At 72.5% G+C, this 20401-nt stretch carries 22 protein-coding genes; 12 read left to right on the top strand and 10 right to left on the bottom strand.

Annotated elements, in window-relative coordinates; genetic code table 11:
• Positions 1 to 21: 21 nt before the first annotated feature.
• From DEI81_RS11515 to DEI81_RS11500, 4 genes are all read left to right on the top strand, one after another.
• Positions 22 to 1284: a PIG-L family deacetylase gene (locus tag DEI81_RS11515; protein ID WP_146244084.1), complete on the top strand. Its 1263-nt coding sequence runs from the start codon at positions 22 to 24 to the stop codon at positions 1282 to 1284.
• Between the two features lie 37 nt (positions 1285 to 1321).
• Positions 1322 to 1639 (top strand): ferredoxin, encoded by a 318-nt coding sequence (gene fdxA / locus DEI81_RS11510; RefSeq protein ID WP_111010856.1) that lies wholly within the window; start codon positions 1322 to 1324, stop codon positions 1637 to 1639.
• A gap of 3 nt (positions 1640 to 1642) precedes the next feature.
• Positions 1643 to 2791: a succinyldiaminopimelate transaminase gene (gene dapC / locus DEI81_RS11505; RefSeq protein WP_111010855.1), complete on the top strand. Its 1149-nt coding sequence runs from the start codon at positions 1643 to 1645 to the stop codon at positions 2789 to 2791.
• Positions 2792 to 2963: 172 nt separating this feature from the next.
• Positions 2964 to 4193 (top strand): citrate synthase, encoded by a 1230-nt coding sequence (locus DEI81_RS11500; RefSeq protein WP_258368678.1) that lies wholly within the window; start codon positions 2964 to 2966, stop codon positions 4191 to 4193.
• A gap of 95 nt (positions 4194 to 4288) precedes the next feature.
• Here DEI81_RS11500 and dapD read toward each other — a convergent pair whose 3' ends face one another.
• Positions 4289 to 5236: a 2,3,4,5-tetrahydropyridine-2,6-dicarboxylate N-succinyltransferase gene (gene dapD / locus DEI81_RS11495; RefSeq protein WP_258368677.1), complete on the bottom strand. Its 948-nt coding sequence runs from the start codon at positions 5234 to 5236 to the stop codon at positions 4289 to 4291.
• A 214-nt stretch (positions 5237 to 5450) separates the two neighbouring features.
• On the opposite strand from dapD, the gene dapE reads away from it, so the two are divergent.
• The 4 genes from dapE to DEI81_RS11470 all read left to right on the top strand — a co-directional run bounded on the left by dapE (position 5451) and on the right by DEI81_RS11470 (position 8964).
• Positions 5451 to 6533, top strand: coding sequence for a succinyl-diaminopimelate desuccinylase (dapE, locus tag DEI81_RS11490; protein ID WP_111010854.1), 1083 nt, complete (start codon positions 5451 to 5453; stop codon positions 6531 to 6533).
• Positions 6518 to 7762 carry a hypothetical protein gene (locus tag DEI81_RS11485; RefSeq protein WP_111010853.1) on the top strand — a complete coding sequence of 415 codons (1245 nt, stop codon included), beginning with the start codon at positions 6518 to 6520 and terminating at the stop codon, positions 7760 to 7762. The genes dapE and DEI81_RS11485 overlap by 16 nt, the downstream gene beginning before the upstream one ends.
• A 106-nt stretch (positions 7763 to 7868) precedes the next feature.
• On the top strand, positions 7869 to 8039 hold the full coding sequence (locus DEI81_RS11480) for a DUF3117 domain-containing protein (protein WP_111010852.1): 171 nt from the start codon (positions 7869 to 7871) through the stop codon (positions 8037 to 8039).
• A 202-nt stretch (positions 8040 to 8241) separates the two neighbouring features.
• Positions 8242 to 8964 carry an AAA family ATPase gene (locus DEI81_RS11470; RefSeq protein ID WP_111010851.1) on the top strand — a complete coding sequence of 241 codons (723 nt, stop codon included), beginning with the start codon at positions 8242 to 8244 and terminating at the stop codon, positions 8962 to 8964.
• Here DEI81_RS11470 and DEI81_RS11465 read toward each other — a convergent pair whose 3' ends face one another.
• Entirely contained in the window at positions 8965 to 9597 is a 633-nt protein-coding gene (locus DEI81_RS11465; RefSeq protein ID WP_111010850.1) for an O-methyltransferase, read from the bottom strand.
• 62 nt (positions 9598 to 9659) lie between these two features.
• On the opposite strand from DEI81_RS11465, the gene DEI81_RS11460 reads away from it, so the two are divergent.
• Complete coding sequence (locus DEI81_RS11460) at positions 9660 to 10019, top strand: Sec-independent protein translocase TatB (protein ID WP_111010849.1); 360 nt, start codon at positions 9660 to 9662, stop codon at positions 10017 to 10019.
• Between the two features lie 110 nt (positions 10020 to 10129).
• On the opposite strand, the gene DEI81_RS11455 is transcribed toward DEI81_RS11460, so the two are convergent.
• Genes DEI81_RS11455 through DEI81_RS11445 form a run of 3 tightly spaced genes read right to left on the bottom strand, consistent with a single transcriptional unit; the run spans position 10130 to position 13230 of the window.
• Positions 10130 to 11311 (bottom strand): Mrp/NBP35 family ATP-binding protein, encoded by a 1182-nt coding sequence (locus DEI81_RS11455; RefSeq protein ID WP_111010848.1) that lies wholly within the window; start codon positions 11309 to 11311, stop codon positions 10130 to 10132.
• Positions 11304 to 11849: a DUF1003 domain-containing protein gene (locus tag DEI81_RS11450; protein WP_111010910.1), complete on the bottom strand. Its 546-nt coding sequence runs from the start codon at positions 11847 to 11849 to the stop codon at positions 11304 to 11306. Before DEI81_RS11450 ends, DEI81_RS11455 begins: the two co-directional genes overlap by 8 nt.
• 52 nt (positions 11850 to 11901) lie before the next feature.
• A complete protein-coding gene (locus tag DEI81_RS11445; protein ID WP_111010847.1) occupies positions 11902 to 13230 on the bottom strand; it encodes a magnesium transporter MgtE N-terminal domain-containing protein in 1329 nt (442 codons plus the stop codon).
• Positions 13231 to 13298: 68 nt separating this feature from the next.
• On the opposite strand from DEI81_RS11445, the gene DEI81_RS11440 reads away from it, so the two are divergent.
• Positions 13299 to 14240, top strand: a complete 942-nt coding sequence (locus tag DEI81_RS11440) for a general stress protein (RefSeq protein ID WP_111010846.1) — start codon at positions 13299 to 13301, stop codon at positions 14238 to 14240.
• Positions 14241 to 14282: 42 nt separating this feature from the next.
• Here the strand turns inward: DEI81_RS11440 and DEI81_RS11435 are convergent, their stop codons facing one another.
• Positions 14283 to 14768: a GNAT family N-acetyltransferase gene (locus DEI81_RS11435; protein ID WP_111010845.1), complete on the bottom strand. Its 486-nt coding sequence runs from the start codon at positions 14766 to 14768 to the stop codon at positions 14283 to 14285.
• Between the two features lie 30 nt (positions 14769 to 14798).
• Complete coding sequence (locus DEI81_RS11430) at positions 14799 to 16277, bottom strand: aminopeptidase P family protein (protein ID WP_181435401.1); 1479 nt, start codon at positions 16275 to 16277, stop codon at positions 14799 to 14801.
• Positions 16278 to 16370: 93 nt separating this feature from the next.
• Between DEI81_RS11430 and DEI81_RS11425 the strand changes: the two genes are divergently transcribed.
• Positions 16371 to 17246, top strand: coding sequence for a PHP domain-containing protein (locus DEI81_RS11425; RefSeq protein WP_111010843.1), 876 nt, complete (start codon positions 16371 to 16373; stop codon positions 17244 to 17246).
• Between the two features lie 87 nt (positions 17247 to 17333).
• Here the strand turns inward: DEI81_RS11425 and DEI81_RS11420 are convergent, their stop codons facing one another.
• The gene (locus tag DEI81_RS11420; protein ID WP_111010842.1) at positions 17334 to 18875 is read right to left on the bottom strand and encodes a DEAD/DEAH box helicase; all 1542 of its coding nucleotides are present in this window, start codon (positions 18873 to 18875) and stop codon (positions 17334 to 17336) included.
• Positions 18876 to 18994: 119 nt separating this feature from the next.
• Here DEI81_RS11420 and DEI81_RS11415 point away from each other — a divergent pair, with 119 nt between their 5' ends.
• A complete protein-coding gene (locus DEI81_RS11415; protein WP_258368670.1) occupies positions 18995 to 19708 on the top strand; it encodes a ferritin-like domain-containing protein in 714 nt (237 codons plus the stop codon).
• A gap of 101 nt (positions 19709 to 19809) precedes the next feature.
• Here DEI81_RS11415 and DEI81_RS11410 read toward each other — a convergent pair whose 3' ends face one another.
• Both DEI81_RS11410 and DEI81_RS11405 read right to left on the bottom strand, forming a co-directional pair.
• On the bottom strand, positions 19810 to 20112 hold the full coding sequence (locus DEI81_RS11410) for a hypothetical protein (protein ID WP_111010840.1): 303 nt from the start codon (positions 20110 to 20112) through the stop codon (positions 19810 to 19812).
• Positions 20113 to 20125: 13 nt separating this feature from the next.
• Positions 20126 to 20350: a DUF3107 domain-containing protein gene (locus DEI81_RS11405; RefSeq protein ID WP_111010909.1), complete on the bottom strand. Its 225-nt coding sequence runs from the start codon at positions 20348 to 20350 to the stop codon at positions 20126 to 20128.
• Positions 20351 to 20401: the final 51 nt, after the last annotated feature.

Below are 20401 nucleotides of genomic sequence, written 5' to 3'. Positions count from 1 at the left end.
GATCCCGTACCCTGGGTGGCGATGTCCACGCCCACCCCGGCGACGCGCCCCGAGCGTGTCCTGTTCGTCCACGCCCACCCCGACGACGAGACGTTGGCGACCGGGGGCACGATCGCGACCCTGGTCGAACTCGGTGCCGACGTGACGGTGCTCACCGCGACGCGGGGTGAACGCGGCGAGATGCTCACGCCGGCGCTCGCGCCGCTCTTCGGCGACGCGCCCCGGGTCGCCGCGCACCGCGAGACCGAGATCGCGGCCGCGCTCGCCGCGCTCGGCGGGCCTCGGCACCTGTGGCTCGGCGGCCCCGGCGCCCGTCCCACGGACCTGCCGCCGCGTCGGTACAGCGACTCCGGCATGCGGTGGGCCGCGGACGGGCGGGCGACGGCCGCCGAGGACGCGCCGGCCGACTCGCTCACCGCGGCGGACCTCGGGGAGGTCGTCGACGACGTCCGCGCGGCGATCCGCTCGACGGGTGCCGATGCCGTGGTCAGCTACGCGGACGACGGCGGGTACGGACACCCGGACCACGTGCGGGTGCATGCGGCTGCCCGGTACGCCGCCCGTGCCGAGGACGTCCCGTTCTCGATCATCGTCGACGCCGACAGCGGTCAGGCCGACCTCGTCGTCGACGTGCTGCCGGTGCGCCCCCGGGTGCGTGCCGCGCTCGAGCAGTACCGGAGCCAGCTCACGGTCGATCCCCTCGACCCCGAGCAGCCCGAGCGCCTGACGTACGTCATGCCGCACGGCGCACGGCTCGAGGCGCCCGCGCGCGAGGGCTTCCGGCACGACGCGCCACCCGCAGCGCCGGCGGCGCAGACGTTCGCCGAGCACGGCCGGGGGGTGCAGTCACTGCTCGTCGTCGCCGCGCTCGCAGCGGGGGCCGTGGTCGGCGGCCTCGGCACGATCACCCACCAGCAGACCCTGGGGAGCCTCCCGGTCGGCATGGTGATCACGACGCTGCTCGTCGCGTGCCTGCTGCTCGGCGTCCGGCTCGTCTTCCGCTCCCGGTGGATGGTGACGGCGGCGGCGCTCGGGGTCCTGCTCGTCACCCAGGTGCTCGTGGCGGTCGGCGGGACGAGTTCGCCGCTCGTCCTCGCGAACACGGCCGGGTACGTGTGGACGTTCGGGCCGGCCGTGATCGCGATGCTCGTGCTCGCGTGGCCGTCGTTGCCCCCTCGCGGCGCTCCGCCGGCGGGCACGGTTCCCGCCGACGGCCGAGAGCGCGGTCCGGCCACCGTCGACGCCACGGCGCCGACGGCGGGGACGCTCACCCGCCCGGAGTAGACTCGACGCTGCCGCCTCGAAGGGACACCGAAGAACCGTGACGTACGTGATCGCCCAGCCCTGTGTGGACGTCAAGGACCGCGCCTGCATCGACGAGTGCCCGGTCGACTGCATCTACGAGGGCGACCGCTCGCTCTACATCCACCCCGACGAGTGCGTCGACTGCGGTGCGTGTGAGCCGGTGTGCCCGGTGGAGGCCATCTACTACGAGGACGACCTCCCCGAGGAGTGGGCGGACTACTACAAGGCGAACGTCGAGTTCTTCCAGGAGATCGGGTCGCCGGGCGGCGCCGCCAAGGTCGGTGTGATCCACCAGGACCACCCGGTCGTGCTCGCCGAGCCGCCGCGGGGCTGACCCGTGCCGCTCGACCTGCCGGACTTCCCCTGGGACCAGCTCGCCGCCGCGAAGGATCGCGCGAGCGGCCACCCGGACGGCATCGTCGACCTGAGCGTCGGGTCGCCCGTGGACCCGACGCCCGAGCTCGTCCGTCGCGCTCTCGCTGACGCCACGGACGCCCATGCCTACCCGCAGGTGGCCGGGACACCCGCGCTGCGCGAGTCCATCGTCGCCTGGTACGGCCGACGCCAGGGGATCACCCTGACGACGGACGAGGTCCTGCCGACGATCGGGTCGAAGGAGTTCATCGCCGGACTCGCGCTGTGGCTCGGCATCGGCCCCGGTGACACGGTCGTGTTCCCCGAGGCCGCCTACCCGACCTACGAGCTCGGCGCGGCCCTCGTCGGCGCCGAGGCGTTGGCCGCCGACGACCCCGCGTCCTGGCCGGCGTCGACGAAGCTCGTCTGGCTCAACTCGCCGGGCAACCCCGACGGCCGCGTGCTGTCGATCGAGGAGCTCCGGGTCGCGGTCGAGCGAGCCCGTGCCCTCGGCGCGGTCATCGCGGGCGACGAGTGCTACGCGGAGCTCGGGTGGGAGCCGCCGTACGACGACACCCCGACGCCGAGCATCCTCGACCCCCGCGTGGTCGGTGACACGCACGACGGCGTGCTCAGCGTGTACTCGCTGAGCAAGCAGTCGAACCTCGCCGGCTACCGCGCCGGCTTCGTGGCGGGTGACGCGCGGGTGCTGGCCGAGGTCCTGGCCGTCCGCAAGCACACCGGCATGATGCCCCCGGCGCCGGTGCAGCAGGCGATGATCGTCGCGCTCGCCGACGACGCCCACGTCCGCGAGCAGAAGGCGCGGTACGCGGGACGGCGCGACCGCCTGGCGTCGGCACTCGTGGCGGCGGGCTACCGGATCGACCGCAGCGAGGCCGGGCTGTACCTCTGGGCGACGCGCGGCGAGGACGCCTGGGCCACGGTCGCGGCGCTCGCGGAACTCGGGATCCTCGTCGCACCGGGCACGTTCTACGGCAGTGCTGGTGGTTCGCACGTGCGCATCGCCCTCACCTCGACCGACGAGCGCATCGATGCCGCGGTCGTGCGGTTGCGGTCGTCCGGGACCGGTCCGGTCGCCGACCACGCGGCGGAGTCGCCGGTTCCGCGCTGACGGGCGCCGGGCCTCCCGTGCGCGTGCGCCACGGTCGTCGGTTTAGGCTGTCGTCGTGACTGACACTGCCAATGACGCTCAGAAGGCGGCCACACTGCCCTCGACCGGCACCCCGGACGAGGCGGCACCCACCGCGGTCCTCCACTACCCGGGAGGTACCGCCGAGTTCCCGATCCTGCGCAGCACGGACGGTGCGTCGGCCATCGACATCGCGACGTTGACGAAACAGACCGGCTTCACGACGCTCGACTACGGCTTCGTGAACACGAGCGCGACGAAGAGCTCGATCACCTACATCGACGGCGAGCAGGGGATCCTCCGGTACCGCGGGTACCCGATCGAGCAGATCGCGGCGAACTGCACGTACCTCGAGGTCGCTTGGCTCCTCATCTACGGCGAGCTCCCCACGGCGGACGAACTCGCGGCGTTCGACGACCGCATCCGGCGGCACACGCTGCTGCACGAGGACCTCCGGCGGCTCTTCGACGCCCTGCCGCACTCGGCGCACCCGATGTCCGTCCTGTCGAGCGCGGTGAGCGCCCTGTCGACCTACTACGAGGACGACATGGACGTCGACGACCCCGAGAAGGTCGAGCTGCAGACCGTCCGCCTGCTCGCCAAGCTCCCCGTGATCGCGGCCTACGCGCACAAGAAGAGCATCGGGCAGGCGTTCCTGTACCCGGACAACCAGCTGAGCTTCGTCGACAACTTCCTGCGGCTCAACTTCGGCACGATGGCCGAGCCGTTCGAGGTCAACCCGGTCCTGTCGAAGGCGCTCGAGCGGCTCCTCATCCTGCACGAGGACCACGAGCAGAACGCGTCGACGTCCACCGTGCGACTCGTCGGCTCGACGAAGGCGAACATGTTCGCGTCGATCTCGGCGGGGATCAACGCCCTCTACGGTCCGCTGCACGGTGGTGCGAACGAGGCCGTGCTCGAGATGCTCGCGAAGATCCGTGACTCGGGCGAGCCGGTGTCGCGGTTCGTCGAGCGTGTGAAGAACAAGGAACACGGCGTCAAGCTCATGGGCTTCGGGCACCGGGTCTACAAGAACTACGACCCCCGGGCCAAGCTCGTCAAGGAGTCCGCCCACGAGGTCCTCGAGGCACTCGGGGTGCAGGACGACCTGCTCGACATCGCCATGGAGCTCGAGGGCATCGCGCTCGCGGACGAGTACTTCGTGTCGCGGAAGCTGTACCCGAACGTCGACTTCTACACGGGCGTCATCTACAAGGCGATGGGGTTCTCGCCGCGGATGTTCACCGTGCTGTTCGCGATCGGCCGGCTGCCCGGGTGGATCGCCCAGTGGCGCGAGCTCAACACCGACCCGCAGAACAAGATCGGTCGGCCGCAGCAGCTGTACCTCGGCCACGCCGAGCGCGACCTGCCGCCCCGCGGCTGACCCCCGCGGCTGATCCCCGCGGCTGCCCCCGCGGCTGTTCCCGTACGGAACGGGAGCGGACCGGCCGGCCCGGCGCCGGCCGGACCGGCCGCCCGTCAGGCGTGCAGCGCCGCGTTGAGCTGGATGCCCGTGCCGGACCGGGGCAGGGCCTCCACGGCGCCGGTCCGCGAGTTGCGGCGGAACAGCACGTTCGGCGCGCCGGACAGCTCGACGGCCTTCACGGTCCGGGGGGTGCCGTCGGGGGCGGGGGCCGCGCCGACGAGCGTGACCTTCGTGCCCGCCGTGACGTACAGGCCCGCCTCGACGACGGAGTCGTCCCCGAGCGAGATCCCGAGCCCTGCGTTCGCGCCGAGGAGCGCGCGGTCCCCGATGCGCACGCGCTGGGTGCCGCCGCCGGAGAGCGTCCCCATGATGGAGGCGCCACCACCGATGTCGCTGCCGTTCCCCACCACGACGCCCTGCGAGATGCGGCCCTCGACCATGGCGTCGCCGAGGGTGCCCGCGTTGAAGTTGACGAAGCCCTCGTGCATGACGGTCGTGCCCGGCGCCAGGTGCGCGCCGAGCCGGACGCGTGCGGCGTCCGCGATGCGGACGCGGTCGGGCACGACGTAGTCGAGGAGCCGGGGGAACTTGTCGATCGCGTGCGCGACGATCCCGGCCCGCTGCAGTGCCGGTCGGAGTCGCGGGAAGTCGTCGGCGGCGACCGGACCCGCGTTCGTCCAGACCACGCTCGGCAGGTGCGCGAACACGCCGTCGAGCGCGATCGTGTTCGGCCGCACGAGCAGGTGGCTGAGCAGGTGGAGCCGGAGGTACGCATCCGGGGTCGAGGCGGGCGCGGCGTCGAGGGTGATCTCGACGGTCGTCACCGTGAGCCGGACGCCGCGGCGCGGGTCGTCGCCGGCGGCCTCGGTGAGGTCGGCGGGAACGGCACCGTCCGTGCCCTCGGGCCGTCGGCCGAGCCGCGGCGCCGGGAACCACGTGTCGAGGACCGTGCCGTCCGCGGCGATCGTCGCGAGACCGTGCCCCCACGCGTGTGTCGGCACCCGGTCGTCGCCGACGGCGTCCGGGTCACGCTGCTGGGCGTCGGTGCTGCTGCTCGATTCGGTCACGGGCACCAGGGTAGCGGCGCCCCTCCGTCCGTCCGCAGACCGTCCGGACGGGAGGCCCGGCCCCCCTCAGCCGCTCGTCCTGCGTGTCCGCGCGGGCGGTCGCGGGCCTCCCGGTCGGGTGCCGGGGCGGCCCCGCTAGGCTGCCCCCATGCCCGTCGCCACGCTGGACCTGACCGCTTCGTCCATCGACATCACGCGCGCGATCTGCGACGTCGAGTCCGTGTCGGGGAACGAGGGCGGACTGGCGGACGCCATCGAGGCCGTGCTCACGCCGCTCCACCACCTCGAGGTCGTGCGCGACGGCGACGCGATCGTGGCGCGGACGCGGCTCGGCCGTGATCGCCGGGTCGTCATCGCCGGTCACATCGACACCGTGCCGCTCAACGCCAACCTGCCGACCCAGACCCGCACCGAAGCGGACGCCGAGGTCCTGTGGGGCCGCGGCACCGTCGACATGAAGGGCGGGTGTGCCGTCCAGCTCAAGCTCGCGCACGACCTCGTCGACCCCACCGTGGACGTCACGTGGGTCTGGTACGACCACGAGGAGGTGAGCGACGCCCTGAACGGCCTCGGGCGCCTCGCTCGCACGCGGCCCGAGCTGCTCGCCGGGGACTTCGCGATCCTCGGCGAACCGTCGAACGCCCAGATCGAGGGCGGGTGCAACGGGAACCTCCGCGCCGAGGTCCGCGCGTACGGCCAGCGGTCGCACAGTGCCCGCTCCTGGATCGGTGACAACGCCATCCACAAGATCGCCGGGGCCCTCGACCGTCTCGCCGCCTACGAGCCGCGCACGGTCGAGGTCGACGGTCTCGAGTACCGCGAGGGCCTCAACGCCGTCGGGATCACCGGCGGCATCGCGGGCAACGTGATCCCCGACGAGGTCATGCTCCACGTCAACTACCGCTTCGCACCCTCCCGCTCCGCGGACGAGGCCGTGGCGCACGTCACCGAACTGTTCGACGGGTACGACGTCACCATCGTCGACCTCGCGGCCGGTGCGCGCCCCGGGCTCGACGCGCCGCTCGCGCAGGAGTTCGTCGCCGCGGTCGGGGGCGCCGCCCCGAAGCCGAAGTACGGGTGGACGGACGTCGCCCGCTTCTCGGCGCTCGGCGTGCCCGCCGTCAACTACGGCCCCGGGGACCCGGCGCTCGCCCACCACGACGAGGAGCGCGTGCCGGTCGCGCAGATCACCGCGGTCGAGGAGGGCCTCCGGCGGTGGCTGACGGCCTGACGACCGCGAGGCCGGAGCGGGAGCGCCCGCGACGGCCGGTCCGGGTCCGGCTGCTCGTGCAGTACCGGATGGTGCCGTGGTGGTTCCGCGTCACCATCGTGTACGTCCTCGCGCGGATCGTGACCTTCGGGCTGCTGGCCGCGTTCGCGCGCGTCCAGACCCAGAACTCGTTCACGCTGGCGTCGCCGCGCTACCTCGACTTCGCGACGATCTGGGACGGCCGTTGGTACGCCCTCATCGCCCAGACGGGGTACCCCGCGACACTGCCGATCGGGACCGACGGCGCCGTGACGGAGAACGCCTGGGCCTTCATGCCCGCCTACCCGTTCCTCGTCCGCGGCCTCATGGAGGCGACCGGGGCGGGGTACGCGGTCGTCGCGGTGACGGTCTCGGTGCTGTTCGGATGGGCGGCGGCCCTGCTCTTCCGGCGTCTCGTCGGCCGGTTCCTGCCCGAGGGCACGGCGACCTTCGCGACGGTGCTGTTCTGCGTGGCCCCCGTGTCCACGATGTTCCAGGTGGCCTACGCGGAGTCGATGGGGGTGTTCCTCCTGACGCTCGCGTTGTGGCTGCTCGTCACGCGCCGGTTCTGGTGGATGCTGCCCGTCGTGGTCGTCCTCGGGTCCACCCGGCCGACCGGCCTGGCGATCGCCCTCATGATGGTCGGCTACCTCGTGCTGCGGTTCGTGCGCCGCAGTGCCGCGGACCCCCTGTCGCTGCGCGCCGCGATCCCGGCGGCGGTCGTGGCCGTGGTCGCGGGGCTCGTCGGGCTGGCGTGGCCGACGATCGCGTGGGCGGTCACCGGGGTGCCGAAGGCGTACACGGACACCGAGCTCGCTTGGCGGCAGTCCTACATCGGCCGACACGAACTCGTCCCGTTCGCGCCGTGGATCCAGGGGTTCGACTGGTGGTTCCACGAGCCCGCGGGCGGCGTCCTGCTCGTGCTCGTGCTCGCGGGGTTCGCCGGGTTCCTCCTCATGCCGCCCGCCCGGGCGATCGGGCCGGAGCTGCGGATCTGGTCGGCGTCGTACTTCGTGTACCTGCTCGCGGTGTTCTTCCCGCAGTCGAGCACCTGGCGCATCCTCATGCCGCTCTTCCCGATGCTCGCGATCGTCGCCCGCCCGCGATGGGTGACGTACCGCGTCGCCGTGGTGGCCGTCTCGATCGCGCTGCAGGTGGCGTGGATGTACTCCTGCTGGTGGATCAACGGGTACGACTGGACGCCGCCGTGATCCGGCTCCCGGGGCGGTTCGGGGTACGTCGAGCTGGATGGTTTCGCAGATCGGCCCTCCGTGCCGGATAATGGACGGGCATGTACTGCACGAAAGGGGACATCTGATGGCAGCCATGAAGCCGAGGACCGGTGACGGGCCGATGGAGGCTGTTAAGGAGGGTCGACTCATCATCGTGCGGGTTCCGCTCGAGGGTGGAGGCCGTCTGGTCGTCTCGGTCAACGATGCCGAGGCGAAGGAACTCCACGACGCACTCGCCGAGGTCGTCTCGGTGTAGTCGTCACGACGCACCACACGAACCGCTCGGGTCCTCGGACCCGGGCGGTTCGTCGTCTCCGCCGCCGGAGCGGCCGTCGCCGGGCCGCCCGGATCGCCGCGCCGCGCCGCTCGGATCGCCGTCGCCGGGCCGCTCGGATCGCCGTCGCCGCGCCTCCCCGGACGGCGGTCAGCGGGCCTCCCGGATCGGGCAGGATGAGCGCATGCCCGCCTCGCGCCTGCCCGTCCGTCGCATCGAGGAGCGCGGGGGGGACCCCATGCCCCGCGGCGTGTGGCCCGCGACCCTCGCACCGGTCGCGCAGGTCCTCGAGTCCGGGCTCGACCTCGATCGGTGCACGGTCCTCGTCGGCGACAACGGCGCGGGCAAGTCGACGATCGTCGAGGGGCTCGCCATCGCCTTCGGACTGAACGCCGAGGGCGGGTCGACCGGAGCGGTGCACCGCACGCGTGCGTCCGAGTCGACACTCGGCGACCACCTGCGGCTCGTCCGGGACCCCGGCGCGGAGCGCAACGGCACGTTCCTGCGCGCGGAGACGATGTACGGGTTCTTCACCTACCTGGAGCAGCACCCGGGCGGACGGCCCGAACCGGTGTTCCACGAGCGGAGCCACGGCGAGGCGTTCCTCGACTTCGTCGCCGACCGGTCCACCTGGCCGGGTCTCTGGCTGCTCGACGAGCCCGAGTCGGCGCTGTCGTTCCAGGGGTGTCTCGAGCTCATGCGGCTCATGCAGGACGTCCTGACGGATCCGCGGGCGCAGATCGTGCTGTCGACGCACTCGCCGATCCTGGCGTCGTTCCCCGGTGCGAAGGTGCACGAGGTGGGCGAGTGGGGCATCCGGCCGTCCGCCTGGGAGGACCTCGAGCTGGTCAGGAACTGGCGCGCCTACCTGGACGCGCCGGAGCGGTACTTGCGGCACCTGCTCTGATCAGCTGGTGACCTTCGTCATCTGGAGCAGACCGTCACCGGCGGGCGAGAGCGCGCTCCGGACCGCCCCCGACGTCGAGACCTCGGTGAGCAGCGTGCGGAAGTCCGTGGCGGCACGGTCGCGCTTGGTGGGATCGGCGACCCGGCCGCGCCAGAGGGCGTGGGGGACGAGGACGGTCCCGCCGATCCGCGCGAGCCGCAGCCCGTGCTCGACGTACTCGATGACGTTCTCCGGGTCCGCGTCGACGACGACGACGTCGTACGAGGCCTCGTTCATGCGGGGGAGCACCTGGGCGGCGCGACCGGGGATGAGGCGCACGCGGCTCGGCACGGCACCGGCGTGCAGGAACGCGTCGCGCGCGTACTGCTGGTGGTCCACCTCGACGTCGATGGTCGTGAGCGTGGCGTCAGGGGCACCCGCGAGCAGGTACAGCCCCGAGACGCCGAGCCCCGTCCCGATCTCGATGATGCCCGTGGCGCGGGACGCCGCCGCGATGACGCTCATCTGGGCGCCGACGGCGGGGGACACCGCTTCGACGCCGAGCTCGAGGGAGTGTTCCCGCGCACGGGCCACGACCTCGGGCTCCGCGACGATGTCCTCCGCGAACTTCCAGTTCGACTCTTTCTCTGACACGCACACTCCTCGGCCATCAACTCTACGGGTGACCTGACCGCCGGAGGCGTTACCCTTCTCCCGTGTCCATCTCGTTCGACAAGATCCTCGTCATCGGGATCATTGCCGTGTTCCTGTTGGGCCCGCAGCGACTCCCGATGTACGCGCAGAAGCTCGCGCAGTTCGTCAAGATGCTCCGCGGCCTGGCCGACACCGCGAAGACCCGCATGCGGGACGAGATGGGGCCGGACTTCGACGACATCGAGTGGCAGAAGCTCGACCCGCGACAGTACGACCCCCGGCGCATCATCCGTGACGCGCTGTTGGCCGACTCCGTGGGCGAGACGCCGCAGCCGATCACCCCGCCGGCGGTCCGGGCGACCGCGCCCGTCGAGACCCTCGAGGCGGGCGAGGCGGCGCCGTACGACGGCGAAGCGACCTGACCCGAGCCTCCCGACGCCGGGACGCACCGCTCGCTTCCGGTCGAACCGCGTGATCCCGGTGTTCGACCGGAATCCAGCGGTGCGACCGCGCCGACGCCCCGACGAGCGGGTCACCGCACGCCGAGCCCGAGCTTCCGGCCCGCCAGACCGCGGCCCATCCCGACGAGACGGTCCGCGACGGCGGTGAGCGCCACGGCAGCGGGGTCCTCGGGGTGTGCCGCGACGACCGGGACACCGGCGTCCCCGCCCTCGCGCAGCGCCACCGACAGCGGCACGCTCCCGAGCACCGGCACGGGCTCGTCCTGCCCGACGGACAGCCGTCGGGCGGTCTCGGCACCGCCGCCCGACCCGAAGAGCTCGAGGACGCTGCCGTCCGGCTGCACGAGGCCGGCCATGTTCTCGACGACACCGACGACCCGCTGACCGGTCTGGCGCGCCACGACGCCGCTCCGCTCGGCGACGTCCGCCGCCGCCGCCTGCGGTGTGGTGACGACGAGGACCTCGGCGTGGGGCAGCAGCTGCCCGACCGAGATCGCGACGTCACCGGTGCCGGGCGGCAGGTCGAGGAGGAGGACGTCGAGGTCGCCGAACCACACGTCGGTGAGGAACTGGGTGATCGTGCGGTGGAGCATCGGCCCCCGCCAGGCCACGGCCGTCGAGGCGTCGTCGACGAACATCCCGATCGAGACGACCTTCACGTCGTGGGCCACCGGCGGCAGGATCATGCTGTCGACCCGCGTCGGCCGCGGCGCCCGCCCACGCTCGTCGGTGAGCCCGAGGAGGCCCGGCACGCTGAACCCGTGCACGTCCGCGTCGAGGACGCCGACGCGCAACCCGCGGCGGGCGAGCGCCACCGCGAGGTTCACGGTGACGGTCGACTTGCCGACGCCGCCCTTGCCGCTCGTCACGGCGACGACGCGGGTGAGGGTCTCGGGGGTGAACTGCACCCCGCGCGGGCGCCCCGCGCGCAGCCGCTCCGTCAGGGCCGACCGCTGGGCCGGGGACATCACGGACAGGTCGACGACGACGTCGGCCACGCCGGGCACGCTCGCGGCGGCCGCGCGGACGTCGCGCTCGATGGTGTCGGCGGCCGGGCACCCCACGATCGTGAGCTGCAGGTCGACCCGCACCGTGCCTCCCGGCTCGGCGTCGACACTCCGGACCATGTCGAGTTCGGTCACCGGCCTGCGGATCTCCGGGTCGAGCACACGACCGAGCGCGGCCACGACGGCACCCGCGAGCGCGACGTCACCGGTCGTCGCGGGTCGACCGGGAGGCGCGACCTCAGCCATGCAGACCGCTCGCCGCCGTCTCCTGTCCGGCCTTCGCGGCGGCGTCGGCGGCGTCGGACGCCGCCGCTGCGGCCGCGGCGGCCGCTGCCTCGTCGCGACGATCCAGTTCCTCGAGGAGCGACCGGAGCTCGGAGCGGATGAAGTCCTTCGACGCCATGTCCCGGACGGCCAGGCGCAGCGCGACGACCTCGCGGGCGAGGTACTCGGTGTCCGCGAGGTTCCGCTCGGCGCGCTGCCGGTCCTGCTCGAACTGCACGCGGTCGCGGTCGTCCTGCCGGTTCTGCGCCAGCAGGATGAGGGGTGCCGCGTACGACGCCTGCAGTGAGAGCACGAGCGTCAGCGCGGTGAACCCGATCGCTGCGGAGTCGAACTGCCAAGCCGCCGGGGTGAGCGTGTTCCAGCCCATCCAGACCACGACGAACAGCGTGAGCCCGACGAGGAACCACGGCGTGCCCATGCCGCGTGCGATCGCCTCGGTCAGTCGGCCGAAGGCGTCCCCTCGGCCGCGGTGTCGGCTCGGCAGCACCCGCGTCCGCATGCCCTTCGGCGAGTCGAGGCGGAGCTCGTTGCGGTCGGTGCGGCGACGGTCGTCATCTCGTGCTCGTGCCACCTGTGGTCCTCCTTCCGGCTGTCACCGGGGTCCTGCGCGTGCGTTGCCGTGGTCTGGAGGCCGGGCCGGAGGGCCCGTCCTGACTTCGCCAGTCATCCGGCAGGACGTGGTCGAGGACGTCGTCGATCGTCACCACCCCGACGAGACGGTGGGCGTCGTCGACGACCGGGACGGACACGAGGTTGTAGGTGGCCATGATCCGCGTGACCTCGGCCGCGCTGGCGTCGACGCGGACGGGCTCGAGCTGGGTGTCGACGAGCGTGCCGAGGCGCTCGTTCGGCGGGTAGCGCAGCATGCGCTGGAAGTGGACGAAGCCGAGGAACCGTCCGGTGGGCGGCTCGTACGGCGGCAGGGTGACGCACACCGCGGCGCCGAGCGCGGGAGCGAGCTCGTGTCGGCGGATGAGTGCCAGACCCTCGGCGACGGTCGCGTCGGCCGAGACGATCACCGGTTCCGTCGTCATGAGCCCGCCGGCGGTGTCCGGCGCGTACTCGAGGAGCATGCGGACGTCGGAGGCCTCTTCCGGCTCCATGAGCTCGAGCAGGGCCTCGCTCCGCTCGTCCGGCATCTGCGCGAGGACGTCCGCCGCGTCGTCCGGCTGCATCTGGTCGAGGACGTCGGCCGCGCGGGCGTCCTCGAGGCCCGAGAGGATGGCGATCTGCTCCTGGTCCGGCATCTCCTCGAGCACGTCGGCGAGACGGTCGTCGGGGAGTTCGCCCGCGACCTCGAGTCGGCGCTCGGCGGGGAGGTCGAGCAGTGTCGAGGCGAGGTCGGCCGGCAGCAGGTCGGAGTAGGCGGCGATGACGTGCTCGGCCGACTGGGACTCGCCGGGGAGCGTGTCCTCCTCGGTGACCTCGTTCCAGGACGCGAACGTCGTCGGGCCCTTGCCGAACGGCGAAGGGGTCGTCTTCGGCTTGCGGAGGAAGAGCTGCGCGACCTCCCAGTCACCCTGGCCGCGGTCCTCGATCGCGACGTCCTCGATCGTGGCGCGGACGCGGTCCCGCGTCACGAGCACCCGGCGACCGAGCATCTCGGCGATGACCCGGACCTCGCCCCCGCGCTGCTCGAAGCGACGCATGTTGACGAGCCCGGTCGTGATGACCTGTCCGGCGCCGATCGAGGTGATCCGGCCGATCGAGACGAAGATGCGGCGCTTGCCGGGGACCTCGACGATGAGCCCGACCACCCGGGGCGGATCCGCTCGGCGGTAGACGACGAGGACGTCACGGACGCGGCCCACGCGATCGCCCGCGGGGTCGAAGACGGAGCACCCGGCCAGGCGGGCGACGAAGACCTTCGTGGCGCTCACCCGTCCAGCGTAGTCGCTCGCACCTGGTTCACGTCGGGCGCCAAGGGTGCTGGTGGAAGATGCCCTGTGTGAGTACTCAGAGCCCGTTCGGTCGTCCCGGCGCCGCGTTCCCCACCCCACCGCGCGGCGACGTCCTGGGCACGTACCAGACGTACCCCGAGGCCCAGCGCGTCGTGGCCCAGCTCGCCGCGGCGGACTTCCCCGTCCGACAGGTGTCGATCGTCGGCAACGACCTCAAGACCGTCGAGCGGGTCACGGGCAAGCTGACCTACGGACGCGCGGCGCTCGCCGGTGCACTCAGCGGGTTGTGGCTCGGGTTCTTCTTCGGGATCGTGCTGACGCTGTTCTCCGGAGCGCCGGGCGGGTCGTTCTGGGCCGCCGCGCTCATCGGCGCCGCGTTCGGCATGCTCTACGGGGTCGTGAGCTTCTCGGTGACGCGGCGGCAGCGCGACTTCACGAGCGTGCACCAGGTCCTCGCCATGAACTACCAGATCATCGTCGACCCCCAGCTCACGATGCGGGCCCGGCAGCTGCTCGGTCAGCAGCAGGGCGGTTGGGCGGCGGGGCCCCAGCAGTTCGGCGGGCCGCAGTACCCCGGCCGACCGCCCCAGGGTGGGCACGGCCAGGCTCCGTACGGGCAGCAGCAGCCGCCGTACGGGCAGCAGCAGCAGCCGCCGTACGGGCAGCAACAGCAGTCACCGTACGGACAGCAACAGCAGCCACCGTACGGACAGCAGCAGCAGCAGCCGTCCGGACAGCAGCAGCAGCCGCCGTACGGGCAGGAGGGGCAACCGGGCGCCGTCCGGGCCGAGCGGCCGTCCGGACAGGAGGCCCGCCCCGGCCAGCCGGGCCCCCAGGCACCGGTGGACGAGCCGCCGCGCTACGGGGAACGGGTCAGCCCGACGCCGACGCCGACGCCCGCGCAGCCGGCATCTGACGACTCGGGCGACCACGAGGGCGCCGAGGACCGCGGCCACCAGGGCGGCCGGCGGGACGACCAGGCCGACTGAGCACGTGGACGGCGCGGGGCCAGCCGCACGCGGGTCAGTCGGTCACGCCTCGGGGGCCGTCAGCACCTTGGCGTAGCAGACCGACAACGGAGCGCCGACGTACGGGCCGAAGTTCGCGATGCGGGTGAAGCCCTCGCGCTCGTAGAAGTGGATCGCCCGACGCTGCTCCGTCCCGGTCTCGAGGACGAGCGCCGGAGCCCCCAGGGTCCGTGCGGCGACCTCGAGCTGGGCGAGGAGCGCCGCGGCGACCCCGGTGCCGCGCGCCTCGGACCGCACGTACATGCGCTTGATCTCGACGACGCCGTCCTCGACCACCCGCAGTCCGCCGCAGCCGAGCGGCGCGCCGTGGGTGTCGCGGGCGACGAAGAACACCGCGATGGACTCGGCCGTGGGCTTCTCGCCGGGCTCGGTGTCGCGCCCGTACGTGCCGTCGATCTCGATGCGCTGGGCGGCGCGCAGGCGAACGGCGTCAGGGGCGTCGAAGTGCTCCGGCGCGATCGTGAACGGGCGCGTCTCGGGGGTGCTCACGGGCAGCAGGGTATCGGTCGACCTCTGGCCTCAGCGGCTCGCGACCCAGGCCTCGACGTCCGAGGCGGTGCGGGGGATGCCGACGGACAGGTTCTCCGCGCCGTCCTCGGTGACCAGGATGTCGTCCTCGATGCGGACGCCGATGCCGCGGAACTCCTCGGGGACGGTCAGGTCGTCCTCCTGGAAGTACAGGCCCGGCTCGATCGTGAACACCATGCCGGCCTCGACCATGCCGTCGAGGTAGAGCTCGCGACGGGCCTTCGCGCAGTCGTGCACGTCGAGCCCCAGGTGGTGGCTCGTGCCGTGCACCATGTAGCGGCGGTGGTACTGGGCCTCCGGGCGCAGGGACTCCTCGGCGCTCACCGGGAGGAAGCCCCACTCGGCGGTCCGCTCGGCGATGACGCGCATGGCGGTCGCGTGGACGTCGTGGAAGGTGATGCCCGGGCGCACGATGGCGAACGCGGCGTCCGCGGCTTCGAGCACCGCGTCGTAGACCAGGCGCTGCACCTCCGTGAAGCGCCCGGAGACCGGCAACGTCCGCGTGATGTCGGCTGTGTAGAGGCTCTCGACCTCGACCCCGGCGTCGATGAGGATGAGGTCGCCCGGCGCGACGGCACCGTCGTTCCGGGTCCAGTGCAGGATGCAGGCGTGGGAGCCCGCCGCGGCGATGGTGTCGTACCCGACGGTGTTGCCGTCCGCCCGGGCGCGACGGTTGAACGTGCCCTCGACGATGCGCTCGCCGCGGGGGTGTGCCAGGACCGTGTCGAAGTCCGCGATGACGTCGTCGAACCCGTGCTTGGTCGCGGTGACGGCACGACGCAGCTCGTTCACCTCGTACGGGTCCTTGACGAGACGCATCTCGCTGAGGTCGCGGGCGAGCACGTCGTCCGTCGCGGGCGTGTCGCTCGTGGCGTCGATCCCGCCCACCGCGACCCCGAGCCGGCCGTCGAGCGCCTCGGTGAACGCGGGGTCGGCGTCCCGGACGAGGAGCGCGTGGGTGTCGAGCCGGTCCGCCACGTCGGCGAATGCGCCGAGATCGCGCGTCGCGATGCCGAGGTCCGCCGCGACCGCCTCGAGCGACGGGCGCGGTCCGACCCAGAACTCGCCGATCTCGGGGTTCGCGTAGAACTCCTCGGAGTCCCGGCCCGCACTCGCTCGGAAGTACAGGGTCGCGTCGTGGCCGTCGGCCCTCGGCGTCAGGACGAGGACCGACCCGACGACCGCGTCCGTGCCCCAGCCCGTCAGGTGGGCGAACGCGGAGTGCGGTCGGAACGGGTAGTCGCAGTCGTTCGAGCGCACCTTCGCCTGGCCGGCGGGGACCACGAGGGTCCGGCCCGGGTGCAGCGCCGAGAGCCGTGCCCGGCGCTCGGCAGCGAACGATGCCTGCTCGCGTGCGTCGGGCAGTGCGCGGTCGTGTTCCGCCCAGTTGGACGCGATGTGGTCCTTGAAGGTCGAGGACCCGGGGGTCGTCGATCGGTTGCTCGTCGCGCGGGGAGTCGGCTCGGCCATGCTCACATCATCCCACCATGCGTCGCGCACCGACCCGGGCGCCGTGGGCGTCGATCGCCAGGGCACCGGGGAGTCCACGGCTAGCATGGCCGGGTGCCCGATCCCTTCATCGACCTGCACACGCACTCGAGCGTCTCGGACGGCACCGAGCGGCCTGCCGACCTGGTGCGTGCGGCATCGTCCGCGGGCCTCGACGCGTTGGCGCTGACGGACCACGACACCACGGCCGGGTGGGACGAGGCCATCGCGACGGCCCGGACGCTCCCGATGACGCTCCTGCCCGGGCTCGAACTCAGCACGCGGATCGGCTACCGGAGCGTGCACGTCCTCGGGTACCTCGTCGATCCCACCCACCCCGGACTCGTCGCCGAGACGCAGCGGATCCGCGAGGGCCGCGTCGATCGTGCGATGCGCATGGTCGAGCGGATCGCCCGCGACCACCCGGTGTCGTGGCAGGACGTCATCGCGCAGGCGAGCCCGGGTGCCACGATCGGCCGGCCCCACATCGCGGACGCACTCGTGGCCGCCGGGCTCGAGGCCGACCGCAGCGCGGCGTTCCGCGGCATCCTGCACCCCGCCGCGGGCTACTACGAGCCCCACGAGGCGCCGTCGCCGCTGGCCGGCGTCGAGCTCATCCGTGCCGCGGGCGGGGTCCCCGTGATCGCGCACCCGGCGGCGTCGACCCGGGGGATCGTGCTCGACGAGCGAGCGCTCGAGGATCTCGTCGAGGCCGGACTCGGCGGGCTCGAGGTCGACCACCGCGAGAACCTGACGCACGGTAAGCGCGTCCTGCTCGACTGGGCGGACCGCTACGGGCTGTTCGTGACCGGCTCGAGTGACTACCACGGCACCGGCAAGCCGAACCGGCTCGGCGAGCACCGCACCGCCGAGCGCGCGTTCCGAACCATCGTCGCGTCCGCGACCGGTTCCGAACCGGTCGTCGGCGAGGGATCCCGACTCACCGTCTGACGAGCGAAGCGCGTCCGGCCGGGAGGCTGGACGCGCGTCGACGAGACCCGTCACGGTGGTCGTCGCCGGACGACCACCGTGTGCGGACTACTCGGCAGCCGGACCGCTCGCCGCGGACGAACTCGCCGCAGACCCCGCGGACTCGCCGCCGGTGGCCGCCGCATCGGCGGCCGTCGACCCGGCCTGACCACTGCCACCACGACGGCGGCGACGCCGACGCCGCGGCGAGCTGCCCTCGGGACCGGTCGTGCCGGCGGTGGTCTCCGCCGCCTCCGGCTCCGCGCCGACCGCGTCGGAGCCCGCGGCGGGCGCACTCGTCGTGGTCGGGCCTCCCGACCGGGTGCGCGAGCGGGACCCGGACCCGGACCGGCCGCCCTCGGACCGGCCGCCCTCGGAACGGCCGCCCTCGGACCGCTGCTTGGCCGGCGCGGCCGCGTGCGGGGACGAACCGGGCAGACGGCCCTTGGTGCCGGCCGGGATGTCGAGGTCGGTGTACAGGTGCGGACTGGACGAGTAGGTCTCGGTCGGCTCCGGCTGCCCGAAGTCGAGCGCCTTGTTGATGAGCGACCACTTGTGGAGGTCGTCCCAGTCGACGAACGTCACCGCGATGCCGGTCTTGCCCGCGCGGCCGGTCCGCCCGGCCCGGTGCAGGTAGGTGTCCGGGTCGTCCGGGATCGTGTGGTTGATGACGTGGGTCACGTCGTCGACGTCGATGCCGCGCGCTGCCACGTCGGTGGCGATGAGCACGTCCCTCTTGCCGGCCTTGAACGCGGCCATCGCGCGCTCCCGCTGCTCCTGGTTCAGGTCGCCGTGCACCGCCGCGGCGTTGAACCCGCGGTCCTGGAGCTCTTCCATCAGCCGGGCCGCGGCGCGCTTGGTCCGCGTGAAGACGACGGTCTTGCCGCGCCCGTCGGCCTGGAGGATCCGGGCGATGACCTCGTCCTTGTCGAGCGCGTGCGCCCGGTAGATGAGGTGCTTGATGTTCGCCTGGGTCAGGCCCTCGTCCGGGTCGGAAGCGCGGATGTGGATCGGCTTCGACATGAACCGCCGGGCCAGCGCCACGATCGGGGCCGGCATGGTCGCCGAGAACAGCATGGTGTGGCGCACCGCCGGGACCGACTGGAAGATGCGCTCGATGTCCGACAGGAACCCGAGGTCGAGCATCTTGTCGGCCTCGTCGAGGACGATCTCCTGCACGTGGCCGAGGTCGAGCACCCGCTGCCGGTGGAGGTCGATGAGGCGACCCGGCGTGCCGACGACGATCTGCGCGCCGTCCTTGAGCTGTTCGATCTGGCCCTCGTACGCCTTGCCGCCGTAGATCGCGGCCAGTTTGACCGGACGGTTCGACGCGGCGAGCTCGAGGTCCTCGAACACCTGGACGGCGAGCTCGCGGGTCGGGACCACGACGAGCGCCTTGACGCCCGGCTCGGGGTCGTGCCCGAGCCGTTGGATGAGGGGGAGGCCGAAGCCGAGCGTCTTGCCCGTTCCGGTCTTGGCCTGGCCGATGATGTCCTGGCCGGTGAGTGCGAGCGGGATCGTCTGCTGCTGGATCGGGAAGGGCTCCGTGATGCCCTTGGCCGCGAGCGCGTCGACGATGTCCTGCTCGATGTCGAGATCTGAGAAAGTCAAAGAGTTCAACCCTGTTCGTTGTCGGGGAGTCCGCTCAGTCTACCGTTCTGCGCATTTCCGCAGTTCGGGACGCTGGCGGACTGGGGATGGGGCTCGGGCGCGGCCCCTATGCTGGTCCGGTGGTGTCGTGGTGGAACCGGAGACGCGCGCGTCTCGCGGCGAGCTGGCTGGCGTCGCGGAACCCCCGCGCGGCCGCGTCCGTCGAGCGGCTCCAACTCGACGACGTCTCGCCCGAACTGACCGTCTACCTGGGCCAGGCCGCGTACCTGCAGCTGTCGTTGTACGAGGCCATGGGGCGCGCCGGTGCCTCGGCGCCGACCATGTCGGGGCGCCTCGTCACGGGCGTGCTCGCCACGACCGCGCTCGATCGGCACCGCGCCATCGTGGCCGAGATCGAACGGTCCGGACACGAGCCGGCGGAACTCATGGAGCCCCACCGCGAGGCCATCGACGCGTTCCTCAGACGGACGGCCGGTGCGGACTGGGCGGAGTCGATCCTCACCGGTTACGTGACGGCCGGGATCCTCAACGACCTGTTCGCGAACCTCGCCCGGTCGCTGCCGACGGACGTCCGGAACCGCTTGCGTGGGGTGTTCGACGCGCGCGAGGAGCCCGCGGTCGTCGAGGAACTGACGGCGGACATCGCCCGCGACCCGCTCGTGGCCTCGCGCCTCGCCATGTGGGGGCGGCGCCTCGTCGGTGACACGCTGCTCGTGGCGCGGTCGGCGCTCGCCTCGCACGCCCGTGAGGACGAGGAGCGCCTCGAGCCGGTGTTCACCGAACTCATCGCGGCCCACACCCGGCGGATGGACGCCCTCGGGCTGACCGCCTGAGCCGAACCGGGTGACCGGACCCGGTGCGGATCCCGGACCCGGTCCGGGTCTCCGCTCCGGACCGTGGTGCTCCCGGCCGACCGGGCCTCCCGGCGGATGCGTCAGGAAGCGGTACCGACGGTGCGGAGGCGCTCGAAGAACGCGGCGTCCGCGCGCTCCCGCCGGCGCCCGACCGACCACGCCGTCACCAGCGCGACGACACCGGCGACCACGAGCGTGACCACCCAGATCCAGGGTTCGCCGTACGACCACCCGGCCCAGGTGAGGGCCTCCCACAGCACGGCCGCGACGGCCCCGCCCACGGCGGGGGCGAGGAACACGCCCCGCGTCACGTGCCACGGCACGACGATCTGCGCGAACAGGCCGGTCAGGATCCCGCCGAGCACGGCGAAGAGGAGTTCCATGTGGACCGAGGGGTCAGGCGACGAAACCGATGCGGCGCGACTCCTCGGAGCCGACCTCGACGTACGCGAGGGACGCGACCGGGACGATGAACCGTCGGCCCTTGTCGTCCTGGAGCGACAGGTGCGTGGCGCCCGAGGAGAGCGCGGCCGACACGGCCTGCTCGATGTCGGCGGCCGTCTGCTTGGTCTCGAAGGCGATCTCACGCGGGCTGTTGGTGATGCCGATCTTGATGTCCACGAGCACAGCGTATCCGAGGGCCCAGGGGCGGGCTCCGGCGTTCACCCACAG

It is taken from the genome of Curtobacterium sp. MCBD17_013, assembly GCF_003234565.1.
Classification (GTDB): domain Bacteria; phylum Actinomycetota; class Actinomycetes; order Actinomycetales; family Microbacteriaceae; genus Curtobacterium.
Note: the sequence above shows the minus strand (reverse complement) of the source record. Positions and strands in the feature narration are given on the sequence as shown.